Origin of the sequence: Patulibacter sp., assembly GCF_030655195.1 — a bacterium.
Lineage (GTDB): Bacteria > Actinomycetota > Thermoleophilia > Solirubrobacterales > Solirubrobacteraceae > Patulibacter.
Map to the genome: position 1 here is coordinate 32,864 of NZ_JAURWA010000042.1, position 11,025 is coordinate 43,888.

General features: G+C 74.4%; 10 protein-coding genes. 3 read left to right on the forward strand and 7 right to left on the reverse strand.

The window, feature by feature from the left end; genetic code table 11:
• Positions 1-12: 12 nt before the first annotated feature.
• On the reverse strand, positions 13-1,257 hold the full coding sequence (locus tag Q7T67_RS04615) for a cellulase family glycosylhydrolase (RefSeq protein ID WP_304786472.1): 1,245 nt from the start codon (positions 1,255-1,257) through the stop codon (positions 13-15).
• A 160-nt stretch (positions 1,258-1,417) separates the two neighbouring features.
• Between Q7T67_RS04615 and Q7T67_RS04620 the strand changes: the two genes are divergently transcribed.
• On the forward strand, positions 1,418-2,398 hold the full coding sequence (locus Q7T67_RS04620) for an FkbM family methyltransferase (RefSeq protein WP_304786474.1): 981 nt from the start codon (positions 1,418-1,420) through the stop codon (positions 2,396-2,398).
• Between the two features lie 50 nt (positions 2,399-2,448).
• Here the strand turns inward: Q7T67_RS04620 and Q7T67_RS04625 are convergent, their stop codons facing one another.
• Both Q7T67_RS04625 and Q7T67_RS04630 read right to left on the reverse strand, forming a co-directional pair.
• The gene (locus Q7T67_RS04625; RefSeq protein ID WP_304786490.1) at positions 2,449-3,651 is read right to left on the reverse strand and encodes a M20/M25/M40 family metallo-hydrolase; all 1,203 of its coding nucleotides are present in this window, start codon (positions 3,649-3,651) and stop codon (positions 2,449-2,451) included.
• A gap of 32 nt (positions 3,652-3,683) precedes the next feature.
• Positions 3,684-5,348: a CTP synthase gene (locus tag Q7T67_RS04630; RefSeq protein WP_304786476.1), complete on the reverse strand. Its 1,665-nt coding sequence runs from the start codon at positions 5,346-5,348 to the stop codon at positions 3,684-3,686.
• 288 nt (positions 5,349-5,636) lie between these two features.
• On the opposite strand from Q7T67_RS04630, the gene msrB reads away from it, so the two are divergent.
• On the forward strand, positions 5,637-6,062 hold the full coding sequence (gene msrB / locus Q7T67_RS04635; RefSeq protein WP_370695360.1) for a peptide-methionine (R)-S-oxide reductase MsrB: 426 nt from the start codon (positions 5,637-5,639) through the stop codon (positions 6,060-6,062).
• 19 nt (positions 6,063-6,081) lie between these two features.
• Here the strand turns inward: msrB and recN are convergent, their stop codons facing one another.
• The 3 genes from recN to Q7T67_RS04650 all read right to left on the reverse strand — a co-directional run bounded on the left by recN (position 6,082) and on the right by Q7T67_RS04650 (position 9,630).
• Complete coding sequence (gene recN / locus Q7T67_RS04640; protein ID WP_304786479.1) at positions 6,082-7,788, reverse strand: DNA repair protein RecN; 1,707 nt, start codon at positions 7,786-7,788, stop codon at positions 6,082-6,084.
• A 166-nt stretch (positions 7,789-7,954) separates the two neighbouring features.
• Positions 7,955-8,821 (reverse strand): NAD(+)/NADH kinase, encoded by an 867-nt coding sequence (locus tag Q7T67_RS04645; protein ID WP_304786481.1) that lies wholly within the window; start codon positions 8,819-8,821, stop codon positions 7,955-7,957.
• Positions 8,818-9,630: a TlyA family RNA methyltransferase gene (locus Q7T67_RS04650; protein ID WP_304786483.1), complete on the reverse strand. Its 813-nt coding sequence runs from the start codon at positions 9,628-9,630 to the stop codon at positions 8,818-8,820. Before Q7T67_RS04650 ends, Q7T67_RS04645 begins: the two co-directional genes overlap by 4 nt.
• A 141-nt stretch (positions 9,631-9,771) precedes the next feature.
• On the opposite strand from Q7T67_RS04650, the gene Q7T67_RS04655 reads away from it, so the two are divergent.
• Complete coding sequence (locus Q7T67_RS04655; RefSeq protein WP_304786485.1) at positions 9,772-10,125, forward strand: hypothetical protein; 354 nt, start codon at positions 9,772-9,774, stop codon at positions 10,123-10,125.
• Positions 10,126-10,318: 193 nt separating this feature from the next.
• Here the strand turns inward: Q7T67_RS04655 and Q7T67_RS04660 are convergent, their stop codons facing one another.
• Entirely contained in the window at positions 10,319-10,855 is a 537-nt protein-coding gene (locus Q7T67_RS04660; RefSeq protein WP_304786488.1) for a DUF4333 domain-containing protein, read from the reverse strand.
• Between the last annotated feature and the right edge of the window lie 170 nt (positions 10,856-11,025).

Consider the following 11,025-nt stretch of genomic DNA (forward strand, 5'->3'; position numbering starts at 1 on the left):
CTGTCCCCTCGGTCAGCCGTCGACCCAGGATCGCTGCGTCGACCCCACGGACCCGGCGACCGCCGCGACCTTCTGCCGCCGCGACGCCCGGTCCCTGGCGGCCCTGGCGCGTGCGGCCCTGGCCCGCGCGGCACGCGTCCGGGCGGCGACCGGCGTCCGGGAGCCGGCGAACGCCGCGCGGACGGCCGCGTAGGCGGGCTTCGGGGCGTAGCTCCGGGTGAGGAGGCCGAAGTTGTCCTGGGCCGCGGCGGGGTTCGAGCCGCGGTCCCGGAGGTGGTAGATCGTCGCGGTCCGGACGTACGGCAGGGCGCCCAGCATCGCGACCGAGCGGGAGAGCCACGCCGCCTGGTCGTCCGGGCTGATGCCGTCGGACCATTGGTCCACGCCACGGGTGGTCGAGGTGTTGTAGCCGAACTCGGTCACCCAGAGCGGGCTGGAGTCGCGCCGGCTGAGCGCGAGGCGGCGCACCGCAGGGACGCCCTGGACGAACGACGCCGCGATCCACCGGGCCTCCAGCAGGACCTCCGGCGCCCGGTCGCCGTTGTAGGGGTGCACCGACAGGCCGTCGTAGAGGCCCTTGGCACCGGCGGCGTACATCTCCCCGAGGAACGCCGTGTCCGAGCCCGAGAGCGCGCCGGCCAGCACCTGGACGCGACGATCGGCCTTGCGGCTCGCCGCCGAGGCGGCCCGGAGCAGTCCGACGTAGACCTGGGCCGGACGGGGGTTGCGGAGGAACTCGGGGAGGTTGGGCTCGTTCCACACCTCGAGGGCCGTCAGGCGCGTGGTGTAGCGACGCACGAGCATGCCGACCAGGTCGCCGTAGTCCGAGGCGCGGCTCGGCGCCCACTGCACGGCACCGGTGTCCCAGTCGGCACCGGCGCACTGCCGGCGCATGCTCGCCGGGGCGGAGGAGGCCCAGCAGGGGGTGGAGACCGGGGTCATGACGACGCCCATCCCGCGACGCGCGGCGCCGTCGACGGCACGGTCGAGGCGGTCGAGGTACCACTGGGCGTACTCGCCCTTCCGGAACGGCTCCAGTCCGGACCAGTTGACGCTGAGACGCACGACGTTCGAGCCGAGGCTCCGCGCGCGGTCGAGCTGGAGCTGCGTGTCCGCGTCCGACTCTCCGTAGAGGACGTCGACCGCGACGCCCTTGAGCGGCGGAGCCGCGGCCTGCGTGGTCGCGGGGCCGATCAGGCAGAGCGCCGCGACGACCAGCCAGGAGCGGACGAGCGTCCGGAGTACAGCGAGACCCATGTTCCGTGCAGTCGACGCCTCGGGCTCGGTGTACGCATGAAACAGACATTCATCTGATACCGGCGTGACAACGAATCGCCGGTCGGGGGTGCCGTCCGGGGGTGTACGCCGCATCCGGACCGCGGGCGGTCGGTGGCGCACGGGCGCGGTCCCGGCCCCCGTGCACCCTTCCATCGCTGGCCGGTCCGTAGTAGCTTGCCGCCCCATCGCCGCTCTCGTCCAGGAACTCAAGACGCTCGCCAAGCTGGTGCTGAACCACCGTGGGCGGCGCGAGCAACTCGTCCGGGAGTACTTCTTCCGGATCGCGAAGCGCTTCACCCCCGTCCTGGCCGTCGACGCGGAGGGCGTCCGCTTCCTCGTGTCGACGGGGGACGACGTGATCGGCCGCGTGACGTTCGCCCACAGGGGCTTCGACGAGGGCGCGATGCACCGTCTCGTGGAGGTGCTCGGCGAGCGCGTGGGGACGACGCAGCCCCTCGCCGGCCGCACGGTCCTCGACGTCGGCGGCAACATCGGGACCACCAGCGTCTACGCGGTCGCCCGCTTCGGGGCCGCCCGCGCCGTCGCGTTCGAGCCCGAGCCGGGCAACCTCCGGCTGCTCCACCAGAATGTGGTGGCCAACGGTCTCGCCGATCGGGTGGAGATCGTGGAGGCCGCGCTCTCGAGCACCGACGGGGAGGTCGAGTTCGAGCTCTCGGGCGAGGACGGCGGCGACCACCGCGTCCGGGTGGGCGACCCCCGGTCCCACGGTGACGCCATGGGCGAGGCGGAGCGGACCGTCGTCCGGGTCCCGGCGCATCGCCTGGACAGCCTGGTCTCGGACGGCCGGGTCGACCTCTCCGACGTCGCGATCATGTGGATCGACGTCCAGGGCCACGAGGCCCAGGTCCTCGAGGGGGCCCGTTCGGTCCTCGCGGCCGGGATCCCCGTCTCCATCGAGTACTGGCCGTACGGTCTGCGCCGCGCAGGTGGCCTCGAGACGCTGCACGGACTGATCGCGTCCTCCTTCCGGACGGTCGTCGACCTGGGTCCGCCGTTCCTCGAAGGACCCCCGCGCGACCTGCCCGCCGAACGTGTCGCCGAGCTCGCGGACCGCTACACCGGTCCGGTCGGCTTCACGGATCTCCTGCTCCTGCCCTGACCGGGGGTGCGGCCGACGCCGTCGCGGCCTGGACCGCGTCGCGGCCCGCCCTACACCGCGACGCCGCGCACGACCGCCGCGAGCAGGTCGAGGGTCCGGCCCAGGTCGACGTCGTCGACGGCCTCCCCCGCCTCGTGCGCCCCGCGGTTGCCGCCGGCCAGGTTCACGGTCGGCAGGCCGCGGGCGTTCAGGACGTTCGCGTCGCTGCCACCGGCGTCGGCGAACGGCCGCGGGGTCAGACCGACGGACCGCAGTGCCGCCTCCGCCGCCAGGACGACGGGTGCGGACGCGGCGTGGGCGTAGGGCCGGAAGCGGGTCTCCAGCGTCAGGTCCAGGTCGACGGGACCGGAGGGGTCGTGCACGGCGTCGTGGAGGGCGGCCTCGCAGGCGTCGACCGTGCGCTGGAGCGCGTCGTCGTCCGGGGCACGGATCTCGCCGACGAGCCGGGCGTGCGCGGGGACGACGTTGGTGACGACGGGTGCGCCGGGGACACCCGCTCCCGCGCCCCCCTCGACGAGACCGACGTTGACGGTGCTCCCGTCCGGCAGCCGCCCGGCGGGCAGCGCGAGGACGGCCCGCGCGGCGGCGACGACCGCGCTGCGCCCCTGCTCCGGGGCGATCCCGGCGTGGGCAGCCCGTCCGGTGAGGTGCGCCTCGAAGCGGACGTGCCCCGGCGCGCCGACGACGAGGCCCCCCTGCGGACTGGGGTGGTCCACGACGACCCCCGTCCGGGAGCGCAGGACACCGTGGTCCATCGCGGTGACCCCGCGGAGCTGCGGCTCCTCCTGGACGGTCAGGAGCAGCTCGACCGCGGCCCCGACGGGACGCAGCGCCAGGATCTCGGCCAGGACGAGAAGGGCCGCGACCGTAGCCTTGTTGTCGGCGCCGAGCACCCCGCCGCCCGCGTCGCGCCAGACGCCGTCGACGCACGCCGGCCGCACCACGGCCCCGACGGGGACCGTGTCCAGGTGGGCGCAGAGGAGGACCCACGGGGCCGTGCCGCCGCAGTCGGGGTCCTCCGCGGTGCCGCCGGCCGCCGGGATCCGGCAGAGCAGGTTGCCCGCGTCGCCCCCGAGGACGGGGGCCGTGTCGTCCTCCTCGACCCGGAGCCCGAGGCGCCGGAGTCGCCCGAGGACGTCGTCGGCGATCCGCCGCTCCCCGCCGGACGGGCTGCGGACCGCGCAGAGGTCGGCGAACGTCGTGCGCAGCCGCTCGTGGTCGTGCGCCGACGGGACCGCGGGCGCGTCGAACAGCGACCCGAGCCCCGACGGGGTGGATCCCTCGGCTACGAGCGCGCCTCGGCGACCGCGTCGGCGCGCTCGGCGGCACGGTCCGTCGCGCGACGGTGCGCCGTGGCGACGAAGCCCTGGAAGATCGGCGACGGGCGCTCCGGGCGGCTCTTGAACTCCGGATGCGCCTGCGCGGCCACGAAGAACGGGTGCTCGGGCAGCTCGATCGCCTCGACGAGGCGGCCGTCGGGCGAGGTGCCGCCGACGACGAGGCCGGCACCCTCGAGCTTGCGCCGCAGGGTGATCGAGACCTCGTAGCGGTGGCGGTGACGCTCGTAGATCGTCTCCTCCGCGTACATCTCGCGGATGCGCGTGCCGGGCTGCAGGCGGATCGGGTCCGCGCCCAGGCGCATCGTGCCGCCGAGGTCGCGGACCTCCTTCTGCTCCGGCAGGAGGTCGATGACGGGCCACTCGGTCTCGGCGTCGAACTCGGTGGAGTTGGCGCCCGGCATGCCGGCCACGTGGCGGGCGAACTCGGCCACCGCGATCTGCATGCCCAGGCAGATGCCCAGGTACGGGATGCGCCGCTCGCGGGCGACCTTGCAGGCGAGGATCTTGCCCTCGATGCCGCGGCCGCCGAAGCCGCCGGGGACGAGGATGCCGTCGGCGCCGGAGAGGCGGTCGATCGCGGCCTGCTCCGTCTCGAGGTGCTCCGAGTCGACCCAGTCGATCTCGATCGCGGTGCCGTCCCAGGCGCCGGCGTGCTTGAGCGCCTCGACGACGGACTTGTAGGCGTCCTCGAGCTTGACGTACTTGCCGACGACCGCGATGCGGGTGACGCCCGAGGCGGCGTGGACGCGGCGGACGACCTCCTCCCAGGCGCTGATGTCCGGCGCCGGGGCGTCGATGCCGAAGTGGTCGACGACGCGCTGGTCGACCTTCTCCTCGCGGTACCACAGGGGGATCTCGTAGACGTCGGAGACGTCCTTGCCCGAGATGACCATGTCCTCGGGCAGCGCGGTGCCCAGGGCGATCTTGGAGCGGATGTCGCGCGAGAGGACGGCCTCGGAGCGGCAGATCAGCATGTCCGGCTGCAGGCCGATGCGGCGCAGCTCGTTGACGGAGTGCTGGGTGGGCTTCGTCTTCAGCTCGCCGGCGTGCTTGATGTAGGGCACGAGCGTCAGGTGGACGTACATGCAGTTGCGCCGACCGACGTCGACCGGGAACTGGCGGATGGCCTCGAGGAACGGGAGCGACTCGATGTCGCCGACGGTGCCGCCGATCTCGCAGATCACGACATCGACGTCCGAGGACTCGCCCGCGAGCTTGATCCGGTTCTTGATCTCGTTGGTGATGTGCGGGACGACCTGGACGGTGCCGCCGAGGTAGTCACCGCGCCGCTCGCGCCGGATGACGGTGTCGTAGATGCCGCCGGTCGTGACGTTGGACGCCTTCGACGTGTTCGTGTTCGTGAACCGCTCGTAGTGCCCGAGGTCGAGGTCGGTCTCGGCCCCGTCCTCCGTCACGAAGACCTCGCCGTGCTGGTACGGCGACATCGTGCCCGGATCGACGTTGATGTACGGGTCGAGCTTCTGCAGAGAGACCGTCAGGCCGCGGGCGACGAGGAGACGGCCGATCGAGGCTGCGGCGATGCCCTTGCCGAGCGAGGAGACGACGCCTCCCGTGACGAACACGTACTTGGTCGGGGAGCGGTCTGGCACGGGTGTTTCCTCGTCTTGGAGCTGCTGGACGGCGGGCTCGCGGGGTGCGCGGGCGGGCTCGGGAGGACCGCCCTGGGGCGGCTCCCGACCTCGTGAGCCGTCGCTGACGGTACCGGGTGTCCCGGACGTGGCCCGGCCGCCCCACGACGCCCGGGATCGTCCCCGGACGGCGATTCCCGCTACGAGCAGGAAGGTTGCGGCCCGGAGTGCCCGACGTGCGACGATGGACGTGTCGTCGTGGCGTCCGTCGCGACCGACGGTCCGTCCTCCGAGATCCGGGAGATCCCCATGGCCGACACGCAGCCCTCCACCGCCCCCGCCGGCGTCACCGTCAAGCCGGACGAGGAGCTCACCCCCGAGCAGTACGCCGTGCTGCGCCAGTGCGGCACCGAGCCCGCCTTCTCGGGCAAGTACTGGAACACGAAGGACGACGGCACGTACCGCTGTGCGGCGTGCGGCACCGAGCTGTTCGCCAGCGACACGAAGTTCGACTCCGGCACCGGCTGGCCGAGCTTCACCGACCCGGTCGTGGCCGAGGCCGTGACGCTCCACGAGGACCGCGCCTACGGGATGGTCCGCGTCGAGGCGAAGTGCGCGAACTGCGGCGGCCACCTCGGCCACGTCTTCCCCGACGGCCCAGGTGCCGGCGGCCAGCGCTGGTGCATCAACTCGGCGTCGCTGGAGCTCGACACGGACGCCAAGCCCCAGGGCTGAGCGTCCCGCGCGGCGCCGCTCAGGCGGCGCTGCGCAGCTCCTCGGCGTGGCGGCGGGCGCCCTCGTCGCCCGTCTCGCCCCCGAGCATCCGGACGAGCTCGCCGACGACCTCGGGATCGTCCAGGCGCCGCACGACGGTGACCGCCGTCTCCTGCGACGTCGTCTTCTCGATCGCGAAGTGGCGATCCGCCAGCGCCGCGATCTGCGGCAGGTGGGTGATGCAGAGGACCTGGCCCTCGCGACCGAGCGCGCGCAGCTGCTCGCCGACCGCGCGCCCGGTCTGTCCGCCGACGCCGGCGTCGATCTCGTCGAACACCTGGGTGGCGTCCGTCCCGGCCCCGGCGACGGCCAGCAGCGCCAGCATCACGCGCGAGAGCTCGCCGCCCGACGCGGACTCGCGGACCGGTGCGGCCGGCACGCCGGGGTTGGGCGCCAGCAGCAGCTCGCAGTGGTCCGCGCCCGTGGGCCCGGGCTCGCGCTCCTCGAGGCGGACCTCGAGGGTGGCCGCGGGCATGGCCAGACCCGCGAGCCGCTCGACGACGGCGGCGGCGAGCCGCGGCGCGGCCGCGGACCGCGCGGCCGAGAGCTCCTTCGCCAGGCGTTCGCGGCGACGGCGGGCGTCGGCCAGGTCGGCCTCGGCGGCCTCCGTGGCGCCCTCGACGTCCTCGAACTCGGCGATCCGCTGACGGCACCGCTCGGCGTGGTCGAGCACCGCCAGCACGCTGCCGCCGTGCTTGCGCTCCAGCCGCGAGAGGGCCTGCAGCCGCTCCTCGACCCGCTCGAGCTCGGCGGGATCGGCATCGAGGCGGTCGAGGTGCCGGGCGAGCTCGGCGGCCAGGTCGTCGGCCTCGATCCGCAGCGAGCTCAGCCGGGCGGCGAGCACGTCGAGGTCCGCGTCGACGCCCGCCACGGCGTCCAGCGCGGACTCGCCCGTGGCCAGCCCGGCGCCGGCGCTGCCCTCGTCGGAGCCCAGGGCCTGCGAGGCGACGTACGCGGCGCCGCGAAGGGCCTCGACGTGCCGCAGGCGCTCGCGGGCCGCGGAGAGCTCCTCCTGCTCGCCCTCGACGGGCGCGACGTCGTCGATCTCCTGCAGCTCGAAGCGCAGCAGGTCGAGCTCGCGCTCCCGCGCGCCCGCGGCGTCGTGCAGTTCCTCGAGCCGGCGGCGGGCGTCGCGCTCCGCGGCGTGGGCCGCAGCGTGGGCGTCCCGGCGCTGGAGGTGCCCCTCGGCGGCGGCCTTGGCGCCCTTGCGCCGCGGAGCCGCCTCCTCCGACGCGCAGTACGCGTCGAGCAGCGCGAGCTGCGCGGCCGGGGACAGCAGCCGCCGGGCCTCGTGCTGGCCGTGGAACGCCAGGAGCGCCCCACCGACCTCGCGCAGGTCCGCGGCCGTGGCCGACCGGCCGCCGATGAACGCGCGTGACCGGCCCTCGGCCGTCACCCGGCGCGCGAGGACGACCTCGTCCTCGCCCTCCGGCAGGCGCTCGGCGATCTCGGGCGGCAGCACGTCGGTGCGGCCGTCGAGCGCGAAGACGCCCTCGACCCACGCCTCGGCCGCACCCGGCCGGACGATGCCCGACCGGGGCTTGGCGCCCAGCAGCAGGTCCAACGCGTGAGCGAGCACGGTCTTGCCCGCACCGGTCTCCCCCGTGACGACGTTCAGTCCGGGGACGAGGTCCAGCTCCGCCCGCTCGATCAGGAGCAGGTTCTCGACGCGCAGCTCGAGCAACACGAACACAGGTTCGCATCGACCGCGGACGGATCGCGTGACGATGCTGTTTCGCAACCCCTCCGGCGTCGTTCCGCGACCGTCCCGGTCCGCCCCTGCGGGTGCCCCGAGCCCTGACGACCCGTGAGCCGGTCCCGACCCGAGACGCTCGGGGCGGGGCCCGCATGCCTCACCCCGCGAGACGCCCGAACTTCTCCCGGAGGCGGCGGTAGAAGCTCGTGCCCTCGGTCTGGGCGAGCACGGCGGCCTCGCGGCGGAAGTGGATGCGGAGGACCTCTCCCGCGCCGATCAGTCCGCGCGGACGGCCGTCGACGCCGAGCTCGACCGGTGACGACGAGCCGTTGTGCAGCGTCAGCTCGCCGTCGGGAGAGACCACGAGCGCCCGCGCCGAGAGGGTGTGCGGGGCGATGAACGACACGGCGTAGCCCTCGACGCCCCACGCCAGGATCGGTCCGCCGTTGGCGAGGTTGTAGCCCGTCGAGCCGGCGGGGGTGGAGACGACCAGGCCGTCGCAGCGGACCTGCCCGACGTCCTCGCCGTCGATCCCGTACTGGAGCTCCGCGACGCGGTCTCCGGAGCGCCGGTTGACGCTGATGTCGTTGATCGCGGAGTACGACGTGCCGTCGGGCAGCGTCGCCTCGAGCGCCGGCAGTCCGAGGACCTCGAAGTCCCCGGCGAACGCGCGGCGCAGGCCGTCGAGCTGCTCGGCGGGGTCGATCGTCGCCAGGAAGCCGATCTCGCCCAGGTTGACGGCGAAGATCGGGACGCCCGTCCAGATCTGACGGCGCAGGCCCTTCAGGATCGACCCGTCGCCGCCCAGGACGACGCAGAGGTCGGAGTCGGGGCGGTAGCCCCCACCGGCCACGACGCCGGGACCGGACGTCAGCTCGTGCTTCTCGACCTCCTGGTCGTCGAAGCGCAGCTCGGTGCCGGTCTCCGCGGCGACGCGCAGCAGCGCCTGCAGCGCGTCGGCGGACTGCGCCGGCCGGCCGTGCGTGATGACCGACGCGGAGCGCGCGGCCCGCCCCTCGCTCACGACACCACCTCGGGCTCGGCGGCCAGGGCCAGGGCGTCGAGGTCGTCGACGCCGCCCCGGCCGGCCTCGGCGAGGTGCAGGAACGTCTCCTGGTTGCCCTTGGGTCCCGGCAGACCCGAGGAGACCGCCGAGAGCACGGACCAGCCCCCGGACGCCGCTGCCGCGGCGACCGTGCGGATGGCCTCACGACGGAGCGCGGGCTCGCGGACCACCCCGCCGCGACCGACGCGTCCCCGGCCCAGCTCGAACTGCGGCTTGACCATCAGGAGCGCGTCGAAGCGCTCCGCGACGACGCCCGCCATCGCCGGCAGGAGCTTCGTCAGCGAGATGAACGAGACGTCGGCCACGACGAGGTCCGGGGCGAAGGGCAGCTGCTCCCGGGTGAGCTCGCGGGCGTTCTGTCGCTCGATGACGGTGACCCGGTCGTCCTCGCGGATGGACCACGCCAGCTCGCCGTAGGCCACGTCGACCGCGGCGACGGCGACCGCCCCCTGCTGCAGCAGGCAGTCCGTGAACCCGCCGGTCGACGCCCCCACGTCGAGGGCGTGGCGTCCGGTCACGTCGACGTCGAGCGCGTCGAGGGCGTTCTCGAGCTTCGTCCCGCCGCGCGAGACGTAGCGGGCGGCCTGCGCGGTCTCGACCTCGACGTCCTCCCCCACCTGCAGCCCGGGCTTCAGCGGCCGGGCGTGCGGGTTGGCGTCCGGGCCCCCGAGGCGCACGGCGCCGGCGAGCACCGCTGCCGCGGCCGCCGATCGCGAGGGGTACAGGCCCCGCTGGTGCAGGAGCGTGTCGAGGCGGACCTTGGGCATTCGGACGACACGGTACCGGCTGGCCGTCGCGCGCTCCGGAGCGATTTGCGACCGGCGGTAGCTCGCGTGACCCGACCCACACCCCGGCCGTGACCCGCGCCACACCCTCGGAGTGCGGGCGCGGGGAGCATGCACCGCACGATGTCCTCCTCCCGTCGCATCCCCTTCGCCGCCCACGGCGCCATCGAGTTCCCGCTCGGTCTCGCGCTGATGGCCGCACCGTTCTTGCTCGGCGCGGACCCCGCCGGGACCGTGATCTCGGTCGCCCTGGGGGTCCTGATCGCCGGTGTGGCCCTGACCTCGGTCGGCGGCCCGCGCGCGTCCACGCTCCCGCTCTCCGCCCACGAGTCCTACGACCAGGCGCTCGCGCTGGGCGGGGTCGGCGGCGCGGCCGCGCTCGCCGTCGTCGGCCAGTCGGCGGTCGCCGTCGCGGTGCTCGTCTGCTCGCTCGCGCTGCTGGTGCTCAGCGCCGCGACGCGCTACAGCGGCCGCTGACCCGCCCGGGTCCGGGTGCGGTCACCGGGCCGGGGGCCAGGCCCGCCGCGGGGCCACGCCCGCCGCGGGGCCACGCCCATCGCGGGGCCGCGCCCATCGCGGGGCCGCGTCCACCGCGGGACCCTGCTCGCCGCGGGGCCGTACTCGCGGCGTGCCGCCGACGTACTCCCCGCCGCCCCTCGTCCCGATCGGCCTACTTCGACGCGTCCGCGACCTCGACCCGGAGCTGGTTCTGGGCGTCGACCGTGACCTTCGCGTCGGACGTCTTGCCGTCCTCCGCCGTCAGCTTGCAGGTGACGCTCGGCGTCGTGGGGAGCGGGACCTCGGCCGGGCAGGTGAACGCGCGGGCGGTCTCGCCGACCTGTGCGTCGTAGATCATCTTCGCCTGCTCGGCGACGACCGTGCCCTTGGCGATCCCGCGGACGGCCTTGACCTGGAACGAGCCCTTGTCGCCGTCGATCTTGGTGACCTTGCCCTCGAGCACGAGCTTCGTCTCGGTGGGGTTCAAGGCCGTGCAGTTGATCCGTGCGTCGACCTCCGCCTTCACGCCGTCCTCGCAGTCGACGTCGGTGAGCTTCACGCCCTGGGCGGCGAACTGCTTGACGATCGTCGACTCGACCTGGTCGGTCTTGATCGTCGACGTGCCGCACGCAGACAGGCCCAGGCCGGCCGCGACGGCGATCGAGAGGCCCGTGAGGGCCCGGGCTGGACGGCGGCGGCTGGAGCGCATGCCGACACTCTAGGCGGGGTGCACCCCGTCCGCATCCGGAGACCGGCCGTCGGCCGGGTCCCGGACGGCGTGCGCCAGCGGGCGCCGGCGAGCCGCGCCGGAGGCGGACCCGCCCAGAGCTCGACCAGAGCCGTGCCCCGCAGATACCCCGGCGCGGCGCGGCGCGGCGC

Excerpts from the sequence above, each read along its gene's own strand:
- Q7T67_RS04615 (WP_304786472.1), bottom strand. The coding sequence starts at position 1,257 with ATGGGTCTCGCTGTACTCCGGACGCTCGTCCGCTCCTGGCTGGTCGTC.
- msrB (WP_370695360.1), top strand. The coding sequence starts at position 5,637 with ATGGCCGACACGCAGCCCTCCACCGCCCCCGCCGGCGTCACCGTCAAG.
- Q7T67_RS04650 (WP_304786483.1), bottom strand. The coding sequence starts at position 9,630 with ATGCCCAAGGTCCGCCTCGACACGCTCCTGCACCAGCGGGGCCTGTAC.
- Q7T67_RS04655 (WP_304786485.1), top strand. The coding sequence starts at position 9,772 with ATGTCCTCCTCCCGTCGCATCCCCTTCGCCGCCCACGGCGCCATCGAG.
- Q7T67_RS04660 (WP_304786488.1), bottom strand. The coding sequence starts at position 10,855 with ATGCGCTCCAGCCGCCGCCGTCCAGCCCGGGCCCTCACGGGCCTCTCG.